The sequence below is a fragment of the Marinobacter sp. UBA5687 genome (genome assembly GCF_002420325.1).
In the GTDB taxonomy this organism is placed as follows: domain Bacteria; phylum Pseudomonadota; class Gammaproteobacteria; order Pseudomonadales; family Oleiphilaceae; genus Marinobacter; species Marinobacter nauticus.
This window is the reverse complement of record NZ_DIHV01000052.1, coordinates 67,422-85,168: the sequence shown is the minus strand read 5'-3', so window position 1 is coordinate 85,168 and position 17,747 is coordinate 67,422. Positions and strand designations below refer to the sequence as shown.

Sequence of the window (17,747 nt, the reverse complement as noted above, 5' to 3'; positions counted from 1 at the left end):
TGCGTATTCCGGCGAACGTGACCGGTCATTCCGGGGATCGTGACCGATTTGCACACGGCCATCACGCTGGAGTCGATTTTGTACTCTGAGCGGTCACGATGGGTCAACAGATTCCGTCTTTTGTGTTTTTGCTTTTCGCAGTGATTCCCCCTTCAGATTGAGCCGGTGAGCGCCGTGCAGGAGCCGGTCCAGGATGGCGTCGGCGAGCGTGGCGGAGCCGATGTAATCGTGCCAATGCTCCGTGGGTAACTGGCTGGCAATGAGAGTTGAACCCCTGCCGTGCCGGTCTTCGATCACTTCCATCAGGTCCTGTCGCTGTTGCGCGGTTACCTTCTGCATGCCCCAGTCATCCAGGATCAGCAGGTCGGTTTTTAGCAACTGGTTCATCAGCCGGGCATAGCTGCCATCGCCATGGGCGATGCGTAGTTGTTCGAACAGACGCGGTACCCGCAGGTAGCGAACTGAGAGGCCTTGCCGGCAGGCCTGGTTGCCCAGGGCGCATGCCAGCCAGGTCTTACCGCACCCGGTGGGCCCGGTGATGCACAGGTTCAGGGATTGGCGGATCCAGTCACAGCTGGCCAGTCCGGCCATGCGGGAGCGCTCCAGCCCTCTCGGGTGATGGTAGTCGATATCTTCAATGCAGGCCGGCACACGCAACCGGGCGGCCTTGAGCAGCCGCTCCAGTCGCCGGTTTTCGCGGTGCAGCACTTCGCGATCTACCAGCAGGGCAAGACGCTCCTCGAACGCCAGGTCGTGGGTGTCAGGCTGCGCCCGCTGTTGTTCCAGGGCATCGCACATGCCGGTCAGCTTGAGCTGGCGCAGGGTGTCGAGAGTGTTTTGAGTCAACATCAGTGTCTCCGGGATCAGTGGTAGTAGTGGGGGCCACGAACGTTGGTGTGAACGGGCAGATCGGCCAGTTCCGGTTCTTCCTCGGTCAGTGTCAGGGGAAGCTGATCCAGGCCCTGCTTCAGGATCGAGGTGATGCTCTGGTAGCTGGCCGAGTTGATGGACAGCGCCCGGGCACAGGCTTGCTCCAGCCGGTCACGGCTGTAACGTCGACTCAGGTTCAACAGCCCCAGGCAGGCCCGGTAGCCATGTTCGGGATGGGGGCGATCCTTGAGCTGTCGCTGCACCACGTCGAGCGTGGCGGGGCCGATGTCCGCGGCCCAGTTCAGGAACCGTCCGGGAGACCAGTTCTGATGGGCCTGGTGGGATTTGGGCATGTGCTCGGTCAGGGTGACGAAGCGGCTCTTGCCGTGGCGGGGATGCAACGCCACCCGCTGGCCCTTGTGCATGACTTCCACGGCGGTGTCGGTCACCCGTACATCCAGCTTCACGCCCACGAGAGCGTGAGGCACGCTGTACAGCCGTTTGTCGATCTCAATGTGGTAGTCGATGCCCGGTCGTGCCTTACGCCACTCGGCATAAACGTAGGGCGTTGCCGGCAGTGGCTTCAGTGCGGGTCGGTCCAGCGTTTCGAACAGACTCTGGCGGCTCTCGGAACGCCCCTGGAACCGGCGCTGGTTCAGCGCCGGTAGCAGTCCGGCGATGGCTGCGTTCAGCTCGGCCAGTGAGAAGAACGTTCGGTGCCGCAACCGGGCCAGGATCCAGCGTTCAACCAGCAGCACAGCGGCTTCGGCCTTCGCTTTGTCCTTGGGCTTGTAGGGGCGTGCCGGTAAGACTGCCGTCTGGTAATGGGCGGCCAGTTCCGCATAGGTCTCGTTGATCTGGGGCGTGTATCGGTCTGCCTTGGTGACCGCTGCCTTGAGATTGTCCGGAACCAGCAGTTCCGGCACGCCACCGTAGAACGCCAGCATGCGCTGATGGGAGGCGACCCAGTCCGGGAGGCTCTGGCTCCAGGTGGCCTCGGCGAAGGTATAGCTGGACGCACCCAGCACGGCCACAAAGACCTGGGCCTTGCGCATCTCGCCAGTGCTGCGGTCCACCACCGGCACGGTGGGGCCGCAGTAATCGATAAAGATCTTTTCACCGGCCCGGTGGACCTGACGCATGCTGCGTCGCTGCCGGCCGCGCCAGAGCCGGTAGTGATGGCAGAACTGGCTGTACCGGCGAGCCTTGTCGCCGTGGCGCTCTACGTACTCAGCCCAGAGCAGTTGCAGGGTCACGCCCTTGGTCTTCAGTTCCTGATGGACCTGGAAGTAGTCGGGCTCGGCAAAGCGTTCGCGCGGCGTCTTGGCCGGGAACAGCTGGGCCTCTAACCGTGCTTCATCCGTGCCTTCCGGCAACGGCCAGGTGATGCCCTGCGCGGTGGCCAGGCTGACGTACTTGCCGACCACGCCCTTGGAGAGCCCGCAGGCACGGGCAATGCGTTCGTGGCTCAGGCCCGCTTCGTACTTGAGGCGCAAGACCTCGATGATTTGTCGCATGGAAATCCTCGCTGCCGGCATCTGCCCTTCCTCGTGATGAAAAAGGAAGGGGTATGCCGGATAAAGTTGAAGAATTCCAGCGTGTTGGCAGGGATTCCGGAGGAACGTGACCGGTGATTCCGGCATCGTGACCGGCGATTCCGGAAAACTACCCGAAATCGGTCACGATAAAACGGAATGAGCGGTCACGATCGCCCGGAACAGGCGGTCACGTTCAAACGGAATGGGCGGTCACGATGGGCCGGAATATGCAAGTGCTCAGCAGGACAGTGAAATCGTACTGGTGGACGTTGCCTAGGTAAAAGCTCAGCTTGCCGAGTGTAAATATCTCTGTTCTCGTTGCACCGCTTATCAGAATTTTCCGCCCGATGGTCTTTCGCTTAATAACTCCATGAGAAATTTGGAAGAGTATTGATGAGCGACCGGCGCGGTGGCTAAAACTTCACTTCATCTTCGATCTTTAAATCCATAACAGGGCCTAACTGAGGTACATCTATGCCAGCATTCCGAAGTTTTTTCGCCATCTCAAAGTTTAAATAAAGCAGTGACATATAGCGGGCTTTCACCCGATTGTTTTCATTTTTAAGGCTTTGTATTTTCTTGTTTAGACTTTCTATGCGTTCTTTTTCAGTTAGTGAGGATCGACGTCTCGAAGACTGTTTTTGGGCATTCTCGATAGCCTCTAACAACGATTCAAAGCCAGGTCTATTACGGATGCTACCCCTTGCTCGCCCAGCCTCCCTGGCAACATTGTCCTTATTAATGAGCGACCCTTTCTTGATGCGTTCCGGCTCGCCTTGCTTTAGGCGCTGCAAGGCACCGAAATACTCAGATAGCGCTTTGCTTCCCATGGCTTGGTCCTTTTTAGTCAGTAAGTCGGGATTTTATGAGTCTGAGCTTTTCGTTGCTAAATTTGTAGGAGAGGGAGTTTGGACTCATCTCCTGCATCGAGAACTCCAAACTAGCCGCAGCCTCCTCCAAAACATCGTCTTCGAAAACAGACTTGGCGCACCCAAGGCATGGGAAAGTCCAGTCGATGCCGTAGCTATCGCATGGGCCAGTTTCGTTCATGCACCCACCACCCGTAGGTAACGGGACGTATTTTCTTTTGCCTACTTCTATTTCCTTCTGAATGGCTCTGGCATCGTCCAGGAAATGGGGTAAGTTTCTGTCTTTCTCAGATTGAAAAGCATTTCCCTGTCCTCCCAGCAGAGGCCCGTGTGCCTTGATAACTTGCTCTTCAAAAGCAACAGAGTCATTCAGGTTTTTAGAGGCTCTAAGGTCACCGATGACCGTATGGCTTTCAGGAATGCGGCCATCCTCATTGACGATGAAGGATTCGGCAAATGCTGAGTTTTCGGCATACAGCGCTGTCATCATGAGTGTCAGATGTTTGAATTGCGTAGCTAACGATGGCAGAGAAACCATCCCTGAGCGCGAGGCATATACAGCAGCAGACCGCCTGCCCTGATGCGTAGAAAGTGGCCAAGGCTGGCCGATCTCAAATTCAGGTTCTTCGTCCCAATCTCGAAATGCATCGAAAACAACGAGCTCCTCAATGTCTGATCGTCTTATCTCGACATTTTTGAACGATTTGATGCTACTCGCGAGAACAATGGAGCGATATGCAATGGGGTATTCATAGCTCACAGGCGTAGCGCATTTTTTCCATTGGTTGGCGAGCCAGAGGGGGACTGTTTCATGCCGACTTGGAAATCGATCAGGGCTATTTCTAACCCAGTTTATTCTCGCAATGGCCTGGGAGGCCTTAATGGCTTTCTTAGCGATTGGTGAAGTAACCCAAGGGAGCAATCTTGAAAAGTTGGATCTGGCCAGCTTCTTTGTGTGGGATAAGAGAACATCTACCTTTCCAAAATTAGGAATGTCGATGACCTGATGACAATCAAAGGGCAAGACTTCTACCTCACTAGCACGCATGCCGGAGTAGAAGTGTATGAGAATCGCTGAGAATGCTTGCAATTGGCAAAGATGATTGGTGATGTTTTGTAGGTGTGCGTCAACTCCTTTCTTCTCAAGATAGCCATCAAGACCGAATCGTTTCAGCGTTTCTTTTCTCGATACGAGTCTGGATTTGGAGGTTGGTCCGGGGCTAGGCCTTCCGCTTCCAATAATCCGTGTCACAGCGTTTCGAGCACGTCCTATACTATCACTGAATAGGTGGGGGTCTTCGTAGATCGCCTCAAAAAATTCCACGAACCTTTCCATGAGAGGAAGAGCGTCGTCCAGTTGCTTTTCCGTCTCCTCAAGGATTGTTGCCAGTATGCGAGTTGGAACCAGCGGCGTTCTCTTACCCTTGTCCCGAATATATTTGTTTGCAATATTTAATCTTTTAACCCAGTCATCGTAGCTCTCATCTGGAACAATTTTCCATTTTGGTAGCTTTTCACATAAATCATCGTTTACCGTGCTGTGACAAACTCTTAAAACCTCCTTGATGTAAGGTGAAAGCCATTGGGCTTGCTCGGTTTCGTCGCTAATAGCAAACAAAAAAGAGGATTTGAGTGCTGCTTGAAACTTTGAATTTGAATGAGAATCGACTATCGAAACGTTACAGTGGTATGCGATTTTGGCAATTGCCTTAAGGGCTTTGATGTAACCGCTAAAGCTCACCATTTTTTTGTTTTTTTTTCTGGCGATTCTTGGGTTGAACATTCCAAGCCAGGTGATGGACTTTATCTCGTCGGTTATGACGCGCGAGAGCTGATCAAAATCTCCAGTTTGCCAAGTATTAAAGGTGTAAACCGATCTGGTTCCGTAAGTGGTCAAGTCCCAGGTGTCATCTTCGAACTTGGATAGGACCTCACCATTTATTTTGCGCGAGACAACAAAATCACCAGGAATTAATCCACCTAAGTCTTCAAGGCGATCAGGCACGAACTCAGTATTCAAGTTGCCTACCATAAAAAATGACATCAGCTGACCTCAATGGCATCAAGAAGGGAATTTACCTGGGCAAGCCAAAAAGGGTCCAAATCTCCTTTTTCGATTGATCTTGAAGACCGCTGAACAATTTCTTTTGCTGCTTTGCTTCGTTTTTTGAATGCCTCAACAATCTCTTCAATTCGAGCGACTATTGGCAAGAATTTTTCACCGTGGATTTCAAGTGCCTGAGACTTTTGTATGCTTTGAAATTTAATGTATGCAGCCACTGATAGGATTCGGTGGATATCCTCGTAGTTGTTGAAGATGCCGAAGCTTTTGCAGAAAAAGCAGGCGAGCGGGGCTCCACATGTCAGTTCAGGTGCCCGGACTTCATCGATCCCATCTATATACCTTCGGTCGTCTTCTGTTTTAGCAACGCATTTACCTGTTGGGATTTTTTCGCCTGAACTTACGATGGGTGGCTTAACCTTTCCTGAAACCCGCAAGCTTGCCGAGGTCTTTAGAGCAGTAAAGAATTGCGAGAGTTGCTTGGCGGAGTCCTCAAACGTTTTGAAACCGTAGTGCTTTCGGATAGTGTTTGGTTTGTTGGAAACCATCCCGGCAACAAGGCCAATGTCGCCACCTGATATCTCTAGCACTCTTTGTATCTTCGATTTTCGGGGCGTTCTTGACACTAAGCTCGGCCCGTTTTCAGGCCACGCCAACGAATCTTTTAGGGTTCGATCATCTAACTTGACCAATTTATTCTTGTTAATTCCTCGAAGGGGAACGTAGCAAAGGCCAAATTTTGGAGCATCCTGGTCGCAGTAACTGGACATCCATTCTCTGAGGCGAATCATCTGTCGCCAATCTTTCTGGAATGCGCTGGGCACGGTAACTTTTTGTAGCTCATTTTTTACGCGCCCTTTAAATGCGATCATACGGTTTGCACCGTCCTCTTTTGGTAGAAGGCCTTTCTGACAATCAATACCTGAGAGATGGTCAGCATTGCATCCAGAGGCAAACATAAGCATGTAGCCAAAATGTTTGATAGCTCGGTTTGCAAAATGCCTTATCGTCCATTCGCCTAGCTGGAAATTGTTAACGACCAACACTCTTTGCGATGCTCTGTAGTTTTCTCTCTGGTTTGCATCGAAGCAGATTCCCTGGGCTTTGGTTTTGCGAGCTACTGATTGGATATCATCGTCGAAGCCAGCTTCAGAAAATGCGACGTTTCGCCAATTCTTCTCCGCGCCTCTTGCTCCATATTTTGTGTAGCTCGTGACATTGTGATTGAAAGCTACAAAATCTTCGTATCCAAGATCACTGAGTTGGATTTTGAGTGGGGCAGCTGCTGCATGATCGCTTAGCACTAGTTGGCTATATCCCCAAAAAAAACGACTATGTAGGTGATATGCGGTCTTTGCGTCATTTTCAGTTAATCGTGGCTGCGGGAGGTCTTGGGCATTCCTCGTTAATTGCGTTGCCCACGTTCTAACGGTGGAAAGAGGCACGTTTGTTGATAGTTTAATGAGATCGGCCATTGCCTCTTGCTTATGGCAGGCAGTGCTCAAGCCAAAGCCCTTTTTGTCCCCGACCTGAGACAATCGCGCCATGTGAAGAAGATACTGAGTAAAATCTGCATAGAGTCGTTTGGCATCATCTACGCTGTGCAGGTCCTCGCCGCGCCCTTTTGCGTCGATCCAGTCCATGATGGAGACTATTCTATAAGCGCGATAAGGAACGAGGGTTCCGTTTATGGCAAGCCTTATTAGGCGAGCCATAAGTTTGCATCTTTTTGGGCATAGACTTGCTGGATTGACCCGTCGAGCAAATGCAGAGGAAGGAGAAACATCCGGTATCAGACTGGCCCGATCTAAATAACAAAACTTGTATGCACGGATTTTATAGCTCGGTTGCAAAGGGTAGTTTACAACAGCTTGTTCGGGCACAACGTCATTGGGGGCTTTATCCTCTGAGTCACCGATTAACTCATAAGTTTCCACCTCTACATAAGCATTATCAAGATTCGAATATTCGATCTGCAAAGTAATTTTAGCAGCCCATTCCTCGATTTCTGAGGCTGGTATGTTGTTGCTCAGGCTCAAGATATAGCGCATTTCTGCTTGCCACTTTACAGCCTGCCCGAGAGATAGGGCATTGTCCGAGATGGCGTCATTTAGGTGAGCGGTAAAATCTTGATAAAGAGGTTGTGATCGTGACTTTTCATAGAGATCACTGTCTCGTTTAGCTCTGTCAATCCAGTCAAATAAAACGCAAACCGTGTTGGATTTATCGAGGCTTTTCGACCTAGTTAACATGTCCTTCACCCAGAGTAAGACGAGTCGGCATCTTTGCTTGGAAATGGATGACAACCGAACTCTCACTTGGGCTTGATTGCTGCGACCACGGCCTACAGAGGTTAGGGATGCGCGATCCAAGTAGCAAAATTTGAAGGCATTTATACTGCCGCTGTACGTTGGTTTAAATGCGACGCGAGTATTTTCTGGCGTAATTTCACTGTCTTTTGGTATGCCGCACTCTACAGATAATTCAATTGGCTCAACTGTATCAAACTGCGCATACCACGGATCAAAATTTGAACGACTCAGAATGGTCGCCCATTTTCTGGTTTCCCGGCGACTGATCCCTATGGAATATTCAATGATAGATTGCATGCCGCGTTGTAGGTTTCCAGCATGAATCAGATTTATGCCATCGACTGAGTTTAGGTCTCCTTCTTTCTCTTTCACTAATTGAATGAGATGACTTGTATAATGCCGATACAGGCATTTTGCGTCTTCTTCGACAAATAGAAAATTTTCGAGTTTATTTTGGTCGATCCATGTTAATGCTTGGCCTATATGAATAGCCCTATTAATACTGCATCTTCCGCGTACCATCTCTTGAATCCATGTGGCCACCAAATCTCTTCGTTGAGGGCACAGAGATTCTGTGATCACTAAGAAGTTCCTGGTTTTTTCGTGTGGAAGTTTCCCATTCGAAAGTGCTTCGCGTTCCAAATAACAATACTGGAATGCTGGAAAGGTACGTTCAGATTTTGGCCATATCACTACGGTACTTTCGGGGTTTTTAGGTTTTTCGGCTTCGATGTCTGACGCTGCCAATACTTCTTCGGTTTGGATTGGTTTAAGTTGGCTAAGGCCCGACATTAAGCCTCCCGTCGATAGTTTATTTCTAGCCAAGCGGCATAACTGTCTTCGGTGGTATCCATTCTATCTTTGTTTGAGTCAAAGGAGAGGTAAGCATGGGTAGTGCTGGTATCGGCGTGCCCCATACGGGCAGATAGATCGCTTACAACTTTGCTCGGAGGATGCCCTGCATCGATAAAGTGTCTGACGAAATTCATTCCATAAGTTGCGCGGGTGTCATGAAAACGAAAATCTTTAAAGCTGGGGTGCTTTTGCCGGATCTTGTCAGCGAGTCTTTTCGTAAGATTATTAAGTGCTCGACCTCTTACAACTGGAAAATCAATGCGGTTTACGGCTGCAATGCGGCTGCTAAATTCGGGATTTTCACGGTCTGAAATCTCGACCTTACTAGTGTAATAAGGTGTTCCTTCTTGTGTGAGGAATATGTAATTTCGATCTGAATCCCCATAAAAGCTTTTATCGCGGCGTTTTTTGGCTTCGATGGAATTGGAATAATCAAGAAGCATTTTGGCTACAAGGCGTGGAATGTGGAGGCGGTAATGTTTGAGATCGCCTTTATTTTTCACATCGATTTCAGTCCCTGCACCAACTTTTAATTTCAACTCTTGTCCTGACTGCTTCTCTAAGAGATTTCTAATGTGGTGAATCCTCAGAGTACCAAGAGTTTGTTTTCGGGCTCCTGTGGTAAACGCAAATATCATCATTAACTCAAACGCCCGATTGCCGTAACCTTCGAGTGCGATCGTAATCAGTCGTTGTTCTTCGGGTTCAAGGGGTCTGAGCTTCCCCCCATCATTTAGATGTTCTGTATCTGCATCAGGGTCGCGCTTGGGGATTTTTATAGCCAAATCTGTTGTTAGGACTTCTTTTATTCGTACGAGTCCTTTCTGGTTGACGTAAGGGATGCCAGCGACCGTTTGCTCGTAAGGAGGGTTGGGAAGCCTGGAGACATCTATCAGCTTTCCGTTTATCAAGCCTTTATAGAAGTTAACGACCACACCCATACGGGTTTTGGCCACTCCGAGTGAAAAAGGAGGTGGCGTTTTCCGCAACTGCCTCATTAAATACCGGCGATATGAGTAAGTGACGCGCTCATGAGGATCATCAGGAAACGTGAACTCGTTGATGCTGTTCCCCGCAGCTTGGTTGTGTTCCAGCCATCTCAGAAAGGCCAGGAGGTGAACTGCGTGAGTTTCAATGGTCTCAACGGTTACCAGATCGAATTTTGCCCTTTCTGCCATTTCATGCATCAAATAGAGATTGCCGGTATCCCAAGGGTCGCCGTTTCCACGGAATAGCATGGGGAAGTTTCGAATGATTCCATCTTCTTTTAGCCCCGTCAGCGAGTAGGGGTCTTGAAAACGGTATGGCGAGAATACGGCGAGGTTTTCTGACTCGTAACGAACTCTTCTTGGAATGAAGACTCTAATCTTCGACCAATAGGCGGTTGAGTTGAGGGGCTCTTTTGAAAAGTTCCCTGCCTTCACGGGCTGGTCGTCCATGCAGTGTATGTACACACAATATTGCGTGCACTGGTGTATGTCAACTCGCTGCGTGTACCGTAATCATATAGGTGACGGTTTCAAAGCCCCGATGCGGGTGGGCCGGAAAGCCGGCAATGTAATCCTGTGGCTGGTCAGAGCCGAACTCATCCAGCATCAGAAATGGGTCCATTCGCACGGATTGGCGCTGGCCCAGTGAGCGTTTGATGCGAACCCCGGCGCCATCGGATGTGGCCAGTGCGGGAATGGTTTGTTTCAGGGAGCGAAGCATGATCCCGTCCTCCTCTCGGTTAGTCATGGGGCTATTTAACCGGGATGGTGGAAGGGATGAAAACGCAGAATTCTGGCGGGGGAAGTCAAAAAAACTGACGAAGGCATCAAAAGGTGACGACGGGAACCCCGTCGTCACCTCCGGAGCGATTATTCCACGTTGCGGGAGTAGAAGATTTCCAGCATTTCCCGGCGCAGGCGATCCTCGATGGACTGGGCTTCTGCCGGGTCCAGGTCGCCGGCGTTCACTCCGAACACATAGTTGTCCAGATTGAACTCCTTGAGCATCATCTTGGTGTGGAACAGGTTTTCCTGATACACGTTGACGTCGATCATCTGATACGCGTTCTGGGTATCCTCGGTCAGGTAGTTCTGGATCGAGTTGATGTCGTGATCGATGTAATGCTTGGTACCGTCCACGTCACGGGTGAAACCGCGTACACGGTAGTCAACGGTAACCACATCCGAGTCGAAGCTGTGAATCAGGTAGTTCAGTACCTTCAGCGGTGAAATCAGACCGCAGGTGGACACGTCGATATCGGCCCGGAAGGTGCTTACGCCGTCATGGGGATGGCTTTCCGGATAGGTGTGCACCGTCACGTGGCTCTTGTCCAGATGCGCCACAATGGTATCCGGCAGCGGACCAGGGGACTCTTCGTTATTGGCTTCGCTGTCGGACAGTTCGTGCTCGGCGATCAGCATGGTGACGGACGCACCATGAGGCTCGTAATCCTGGCGGGCAATGTTGAGAACATTGGCACCGATGATCTTGACCACGTCGGTCAGAATCTGGGTCAGACGCTCGGCGTTGTACATCTCGTCGATGTAATCAATATAGGCTTCGCGTTGTTCTTCGGTCTGCGCGTAACAGATGTCGTAGATGTTGAAGCTCAGGGATTTGGTCAGGTTGTTGAAACCGTGCAGCTGGAGTTTGGTTTCCATGCTCAGCCCCTCCGGGAAATGGAGATGAATGATCACAGGGAGAGGAACTCTCCCTGCCGAGGCCGCCACCGACTACTGACCGGGTGAATGGAGCTGTTCACCTTTTGCGCAGACCGGCGGAGAAAGTTGCGTATTATGCATACCGCAGGTGTCATTGAATAGTATTTGCAATGACATTTTTTATAACGGAAAGCCGCGGTTGCAGGGCGCTGGCCGGAATCTGACCTGCCGTTCTAGCTGGCGGCCTGGATTTCGAAGCTGTGCGTGATCTCGACACCGGCTTTGCCCAGCATGATCGAGGCTGAACAGTACTTGTCGGCAGACAGGCTGACTGCGCGCTCCACCTGCTTTTCCTTCAGGTTGTTTCCGCTAACCACAAAATGAAGATGAATGCGGGTGAACACAGCCGGCACCTCATCAGCGCGCTCCGCATCAAGCTCACAGTGACAGGCGATCACGTCCTGGCGGCTTTTCTTCAGGATGCTCATCACATCGAAGGAGGAGCAGCCGCCCACGCCCATCAGCAGCAACTCCATCGGGCGCGGACCCAGATTCTCGCCACCGTGATCCGGGGGGCCGTCCAGTTGAACGCTGTGGCCACTGCCACTGGTTGCTTTGAAGCTGGCATTGCCTGTCCAGTCGACGGTTGCTTTCATCGGAGTTACCCCTGGTGCCTGAATGAATGGGCAGGATGCTAGCACAGTTAACTCCCTGCGGCATGATGTGGTTGGGACCAAAGCGGTATTGCCTTCAGATACATCCTGTATCCGCTTTTGAGTTGCCCAGAAGTTACCTTCTTGTTATAAGTTGCGTGGCATATCAGTAAAACCCCTAACCCGCACGGACAGGCGGGGATATAAAAACGATCAGGAATCGCCAGACTCTGAGGAGGCATGTCTCGCATTATGGCTACCATTGTCAAGCCGGTTGAGCAGAAGACCAAACACCTGGATTACTTCCTTTCCCAATGCCATCGCCGGCGTTACCCAGCCAAAAGCACCATCATCTATGCGGGTGATAAAAGCGATTCCCTGTTCTACATCGTCAAGGGCTCGGTCACTGTCATTATTGAAGACGACGATGGTCGTGAAATGATCATGGCGTACCTTAATGCCGGTGATTTCTTCGGCGAGATGGGGCTGTTCGACAACATGGATTCCCGGAGTGCCTGGGTCAAGGCCAAGACTGAGTGCGAAGTGGCAGAAATCAGCTACACCAAGTTCCGGGAAATCGCTCAGCAGGATCCGCGGGTGTTGTACTTTATTGGTGAACAGATGGCCTCGCGCCTGCGCCAGACTACCCGTAAGGTAGGGGACCTGGCGTTCCTTGATGTCACTGGCCGGGTTGCCAGAACACTGCTGGATCTGTGCAAAGAGCCGGATGCCATGACTCACCCGGACGGCATGCAGATCAAGATTACCCGTCAGGAAATTGGACGCATTGTTGGTTGCTCCCGGGAGATGGTCGGTCGGGTTCTGAAAACTCTTGAAGATCAAGGTCTGGTGCGGGTCAAGGGTAAAACCATGGTGGTTTACGGTACCCGCTGATTGCTCTCTCCCTCCCTGTAATCTCTGCATAAAACGGTGCTCCGCTGTTGACGGGCACCGCTTTTTCCCAGCATCTCCGTCGGTATATTTGCCGTTTTCTGCTCCGTTACCTTCTCAGCTTTGATGGTGTCGAAGCACTTTACAGTTGTGCGCAGACACATTAAGTGTGTGGTTTCTAACTAACTGAAATATAATCATCTTTTGAATTCTGGCAGGAATCGCGCAGGGACGGTTGAGTCACACATTGACTCACAAAAAGGAGTTTAACCATGAAAAGAAAATGGATTGCCGGCACTGCTGGCCTGGCCGCAGCCGCCCTGATGAGTTCCGCTTCTGTTGCCGCGCCGATTACGGCAGATGTTGTGTTTCTGGTCGATGAATCCGGCTCCATGGGTGGAGAGCACGCCTGGCTCAGCAATATGATTGCAAGCCTTGAGAGTGGTCTGGTCGGTGAGGGCGTTGGCTCTTCGGTGAGCAACCGGTACTCGCTGGTTGGTTTCGGGGGCAGGTCATCCAGCAACCATCTGGATCCCCATGCCCATGATATGGATTCAGTAACGGCGGGCACTCAGGAGTGGGGCAGTTCCACCGATTTTGCTGCTGCAACGTCGACGCTGGTTACCAACGGTGGCACGGAAGACGGCTGGAGCGCGCTGGACTGGGCACTGAATAAACTGAGCTATCGCGCGGATGCCGCAGTTAACTTCGTGCTGGTTACCGACGAGGATCGTGACAACACCAATGGTAACCTTACTAAAGAGGGTTTGCTGGCGGGTCTGGGCAGCAAGAACGCCCTGCTCAACGTGGTAGTAAACAACCGCTTTGGTTGTGGTGGGTCCTCTACCAATGCCATTGGTATCGACAGCGATGATAACGGTTTTCTGACCGATGGTTTGGGTGGTTTCACCAAGTGTGAAGGCGCTGGCAACATCGGTAGTGGTAACGGAACCACTGGCAGCGACTACGTCGATCTGGCCCTGAATTCCGGCGGTGCCGCCTGGAACCTGAACATTCTCCGTTCCGGTGGTACTAACGCAGATTCGTTCACCGCATCGTTTGTTGACACCAAGGTACAGGAAATTACCGAGCAGCCTCCGGTTTCTGTGCCGGAGCCCGGTACCCTGGCCCTGCTGGGTCTGGGTCTGACTGGCCTGGCATTCCGCCGCAAGAAAGCCTGATCGTTCGATTGAGGCTTGCAGTAACAAGGGCGCCTTCGGGGCGCCCTTGTTGTTTTTGTGACCGTTATCATCAGGGGCTTTGAGGCCCGCTAAGCGTTATTTCCAACAAAGGTTGATACAGACTGACAGATGGCGTCGGGCTCGGTCAGTGGCGCCCAGTGCGGGGCATCCAGTTCCTGCAGCGTGAGTTTACCGGTCCATTGCACCAGGCATTCGGTGAGTTGACGGCCAACGTAGGCATCCCGGGTAGGAATGATCACCTGAACGGGGCAGCGGGTGTGCCGTGGCCTGGGGCGTAGCAGTCTGGGCAGAAAGTTTGCCCGGTAGAGTTTTACGCCATATTGCCCGTCTGCCTTCTGCAAGGGGCTGAAGCTGGCGTCAGCGACCTGTTCCTGTTTCTTGAGATAGTCGGGCCAGACTTTGTCCAGCCCGGCTTTCCAGATTACTTCCGGAAGTAGCGGCAGCTGGAACAGAAATACGTACCAGGAACTCGCCAGCTGCCGCAGTACTTTGGTAGTACCGCCGTTTGCCGGTGAGCCGATCTGATTGCGAATCCAGAAGCCGACATGATCCAGGCAGGGGCCGGAAATGGACGTGTAGGAACGGATACGCTGCTGGAGGTCGGGGTCGGTGACCGATTCCCAGCTCTGGATGGAGCCCCAGTCGTGGGCAACCAGATGAAATGGTCGGTCGGGGATTATGGCGTTGACGACTGCTTGCAGATCCTTTGCCAGTAACGACAGGCGATAGTCCCGGGTCCGGGCTGGCTTGTCGGAACGGCCGGCACCGCGGACATCGTAACGAATCACCAGATACTCCTGGCTGAGTGTGGCCGTGACCTTGTCCCAGACACTGTGGTTGTCGGGGTAGCCGTGTACCAGAACAATGGGCGTTGCTTCCGGGTTGCCCTCCGCAACGGCGTAGAGAAGAAGGTCTCCACTGGTCACCCAGTGTTCATGTTTGGTCGGCATCAGTCCGCTCCCGGCATAGTGTGTTTAAACGCCAGAGTAGCGATATCACTGGTCACACTCTGTGGCCAAAGGGGCCAGAAGTCGTTCAGTCCACCAGGGCAACCGATTTGATCTGGAGCCACACCGGCTGGCCAGGTGTGAGTGCCAGCTGGGCCGCGGAGCGGCTGGTGAGCCGGGACAGAAACGGAGTATTGCCAGCCAGCAGGCGCACCAGGGTGGTGCCGGGGGTGACGTCAGTCTCGACGTGGTCCACCCGCGCCGGCAGCAAATTCTGGATACTCTGGTCGCGATGCTCCGTCAACGCGATACTCACATCTCTTGCCAGTACCTGTATGCGGGCCTGGTCACCGTGCCGGAAGCGCGGATCCTGTCGTAGCCACAAGCTGCCACCATCAAAGCTGAAGCGGGCGAGATGCCATGGCTCATCCAGCGCATCCAGTGTTGCCTGAACCAGTACGCCTGCGTCTTCCTCCAGCCGAAACGGCTGGTCCACACGGGCCAGAGTCTCTTGCAGCGGTCCCTGTGCGATAACACGCCCGTTGTCCATCATTACAATGTGGTTGGCCAGGCGCGCCACTTCGCTGGTGGAGTGGGAAACGTAGATTATCGGAATGGCCAGATGGTCGCGCAGCCGCTCAAGGTAGGGCAGTATCTCCTGCTTTGAGCTCTGATCCAGTGCCGACAGAGGTTCATCCATCAGCAGCAGTCGCGGGCTGGTGAGAATGGCCCGGGCAATGGCAACCCGTTGTCGTTCGCCCCCGGACAGTCTGGCAGGCATACGCTCCAGAAGGTGGGCCAGCCCGAGCCAGGAGACGGCATCGTCAAATCGGATCTGGCGGTCCTGTGCCGGAACCCGGCGCTGCCCGAACGTCAGGTTTCGGAGTACTGACAGGTGGGGAAAAAGATGCGTCTCCTGGAACACATAGGCCAGAGGCCTCTGATGAACCGGTCTGAACAGGTTGTCTTTCTGCCAGGGCGTGCCCCATACGGAAAGCTGTCCGTGAGCCTGCTGCAGCCCGGCGATGCAGCGGAGCAGCGTGGTTTTGCCGCATCCGGAGTGACCGAATAAAGCGGTAATCCCGTTGCCGGGTAGCTTCAGGTCGACATCCAGTTCAAATCCGGGAAAGCGGCAGATAAAACGTGCCTCGATGGCTGTGGGATTCATCGCAGGGCCCCCGCCCGGGCCCTGCCATTGAGGACGTACAGGGTCACCAGGACGATGAAGGAAAACGCCACCATGCCCGCAGCCAACCAGTGGGCCTGGGTGTACTCCAGGGATTCCACGTGATCGTAGATGGCCACCGACAGCACTTTGGTCTCGCCCGGGATATTGCCGCCAATCATCAGGATGACGCCGAACTCGCCAATCGTGTGGGCGAAGGTCAGCACGCTGGCGGTGATGAACCCGTTGCGGGCCAGCGGAATCACCACAAAGAAAAAACGGTCCCAGGGCCCGGCCCGGAGGGTGGCGGCGGTTTCCAGAAACCCTTCACGGATACCCTCGAAAGCGTTCTGCAGGGGTTGCACGGTAAAGGGCAGGGAATAGATAACCGAGGCCACTACCAGGCCCTCAAAGGTGAACGGTAGTAAACCCAGGCCAAGACGTTCTGTCAGTTGGCCGACCCAGCCATTCGGGCCAAGCAGTAGCAGAAGATAGAATCCGAGCACCGTGGGCGGCAGGACCAATGGCAAGGCGACGACCGCAGCAATCGGCTGGCGCAGCCAGTGGCGGGACCGGGCCAGCCACCAGGCGATCGGGGTTCCTACCAGCAGCAGTACCAGGGTTGTCAGTGAAGCCAGCTTCAGCGTCAGCCAGACCGGCTGCCAATAGGTTTCCAGCATCAGTCCGCCGTGTCGTATCCGTAGTCCTGAATAATCGCAGCAGCCTCCGGAGATTGCAGGAAGGCGAGCCAGTCTCTGGCGGCGGCATTGTCGGCACCGCGCTTCAGAAGAATCGCCTGCTGGTCGATGGGGGCGTAATAGGCTTGCGGAATCCGCCAGAGTGTTCCGTCCTGATTCGGCCAGGCTTTGACTTGAGCCAGCGCCACGAGCCCGGCCTGGGCATTGCCGCTGGCAATGAACTGAAAAGTCTGGGCGATGGAGTCGCCACGGACCAGTTTGGGCTGTAGCGGTGACCAGAGTTCCAGGTGTTCCAGAACCTGCTGTGCGGCCAAGCCATAGGGGGCAGTTTTAGGATTCGCGATGGCCAGCCGCGAGAACGGCTGTTCGCTCAGGTAGGCGATGGGAGAGATAAAGGCCGCGGTCTCAGGGCTCCAGAGCACAAGCTTGCCCCTGGCATAGGTAAAGCGAGAACCGGGAACGCCCATCCCGTCGGATTCCAGTAACCGGGGGCGTTGAGCATCGGCCGCCATGAACACATCAAATGGAGCACCGTTGCGAATCTGGGCGTAGAGTTTGCCCGTGGAGCCGAAGCTGGCGGTGACCCGGTGACCGGTTGAGGCCTTGAATGTCTCCACCAGACTGGCGGTGGTGTCGGTGAAATTGGCAGCGACGGCGAGGGTCAGGTTCCCCGCATAGGCGTTGCTCAGGGGCAGAAGCAGCCAGATTGCCAGCAAAGGGAAGAAGCGCCAGCAGGTACGGCGGCTCATAGCGATTCCTTATGGTAGTGACTGGGCCAGTGGCAGGTCGCCGGCCTCCGACCGAGCGGGCGACTGAATACGGCATAAGGTTAGCACGTATTGCCACACTTCCATGCGATTGGTTTCATTGAGCATCTCATGGCGCCCGCCGTCGAACAACCGCAGCGTTACCTGCTCGATGCCCGACTCCCGGATAGTCTGAAAATGCTGGCGGACGCCTTTCCCCATCTCGCCCACGGCATCGGCGGTGCCGGACAGCAAGTGTACCGGCAGATCCCGATGCCAGGTTGCCGG

General features: G+C 53.4%; 15 protein-coding genes and 1 pseudogene. 2 read left to right on the top strand and 14 right to left on the bottom strand.

Annotated elements, in window-relative coordinates; genetic code table 11:
* Window positions 1–93 precede the first annotated feature (93 nt).
* From istB to B3Y70_RS05630, 9 genes and pseudogenes are all read right to left on the bottom strand, one after another.
* Window positions 94–849, bottom strand: coding sequence for an IS21-like element helper ATPase IstB (gene istB / locus B3Y70_RS05670; protein ID WP_011784510.1), 756 nt, complete (start codon window positions 847–849; stop codon window positions 94–96).
* Window positions 850–863: 14 nt separating this feature from the next.
* A complete protein-coding gene (istA, locus tag B3Y70_RS05665; protein WP_318256802.1) occupies window positions 864–2,408 on the bottom strand; it encodes an IS21 family transposase in 1,545 nt (514 codons plus the stop codon).
* A gap of 413 nt (window positions 2,409–2,821) precedes the next feature.
* Window positions 2,822–3,238 (bottom strand): hypothetical protein, encoded by a 417-nt coding sequence (locus B3Y70_RS05660; RefSeq protein ID WP_273031158.1) that lies wholly within the window; start codon window positions 3,236–3,238, stop codon window positions 2,822–2,824.
* Between the two features lie 13 nt (window positions 3,239–3,251).
* Complete coding sequence (locus B3Y70_RS05655) at window positions 3,252–5,321, bottom strand: hypothetical protein (protein ID WP_273031160.1); 2,070 nt, start codon at window positions 5,319–5,321, stop codon at window positions 3,252–3,254.
* The gene (locus tag B3Y70_RS05650; RefSeq protein ID WP_273031162.1) at window positions 5,321–8,443 is read right to left on the bottom strand and encodes a hypothetical protein; all 3,123 of its coding nucleotides are present in this window, start codon (window positions 8,441–8,443) and stop codon (window positions 5,321–5,323) included. The genes B3Y70_RS05655 and B3Y70_RS05650 overlap by 1 nt, the downstream gene beginning before the upstream one ends.
* Complete coding sequence (locus tag B3Y70_RS05645) at window positions 8,443–9,930, bottom strand: hypothetical protein (protein WP_288589360.1); 1,488 nt, start codon at window positions 9,928–9,930, stop codon at window positions 8,443–8,445. The genes B3Y70_RS05650 and B3Y70_RS05645 overlap by 1 nt, the downstream gene beginning before the upstream one ends.
* 76 nt (window positions 9,931–10,006) lie before the next feature.
* Window positions 10,007–10,216, bottom strand: a pseudogene (locus B3Y70_RS05640) (pirin family protein); the annotation flags it as partial.
* 149 nt (window positions 10,217–10,365) lie between these two features.
* Window positions 10,366–11,157: an adenosylmethionine decarboxylase gene (gene speD / locus B3Y70_RS05635; RefSeq protein WP_011786962.1), complete on the bottom strand. Its 792-nt coding sequence runs from the start codon at window positions 11,155–11,157 to the stop codon at window positions 10,366–10,368.
* 233 nt (window positions 11,158–11,390) lie between these two features.
* Window positions 11,391–11,813, bottom strand: coding sequence for an OsmC family protein (locus B3Y70_RS05630; RefSeq protein ID WP_199452974.1), 423 nt, complete (start codon window positions 11,811–11,813; stop codon window positions 11,391–11,393).
* Window positions 11,814–12,062: 249 nt separating this feature from the next.
* On the opposite strand from B3Y70_RS05630, the gene crp reads away from it, so the two are divergent.
* A complete protein-coding gene (crp, locus tag B3Y70_RS05625; protein ID WP_007153756.1) occupies window positions 12,063–12,704 on the top strand; it encodes a cAMP-activated global transcriptional regulator CRP in 642 nt (213 codons plus the stop codon).
* 269 nt (window positions 12,705–12,973) lie between these two features.
* Window positions 12,974–13,882: a PEP-CTERM sorting domain-containing protein gene (locus B3Y70_RS05620; RefSeq protein ID WP_199452976.1), complete on the top strand. Its 909-nt coding sequence runs from the start codon at window positions 12,974–12,976 to the stop codon at window positions 13,880–13,882.
* A gap of 89 nt (window positions 13,883–13,971) precedes the next feature.
* Here the strand turns inward: B3Y70_RS05620 and B3Y70_RS05615 are convergent, their stop codons facing one another.
* From B3Y70_RS05615 to B3Y70_RS05595, 5 genes are all read right to left on the bottom strand, one after another.
* A complete protein-coding gene (locus B3Y70_RS05615) occupies window positions 13,972–14,853 on the bottom strand; it encodes an alpha/beta fold hydrolase (RefSeq protein ID WP_273031168.1) in 882 nt (293 codons plus the stop codon).
* An 85-nt stretch (window positions 14,854–14,938) separates the two neighbouring features.
* Window positions 14,939–16,018, bottom strand: a complete 1,080-nt coding sequence (modC, locus tag B3Y70_RS05610) for a molybdenum ABC transporter ATP-binding protein (protein WP_273031170.1) — start codon at window positions 16,016–16,018, stop codon at window positions 14,939–14,941.
* Window positions 16,015–16,695: a molybdate ABC transporter permease subunit gene (gene modB / locus B3Y70_RS05605; protein WP_023012045.1), complete on the bottom strand. Its 681-nt coding sequence runs from the start codon at window positions 16,693–16,695 to the stop codon at window positions 16,015–16,017. The genes modC and modB overlap by 4 nt, the downstream gene beginning before the upstream one ends.
* Window positions 16,695–17,462 (bottom strand): molybdate ABC transporter substrate-binding protein, encoded by a 768-nt coding sequence (gene modA / locus B3Y70_RS05600; protein ID WP_273031172.1) that lies wholly within the window; start codon window positions 17,460–17,462, stop codon window positions 16,695–16,697. The genes modB and modA overlap by 1 nt, the downstream gene beginning before the upstream one ends.
* A gap of 9 nt (window positions 17,463–17,471) precedes the next feature.
* The coding region (locus tag B3Y70_RS05595; protein WP_414674109.1) for an alpha/beta hydrolase at window positions 17,472–17,747 on the bottom strand (276 nt) is incomplete at its 5' end.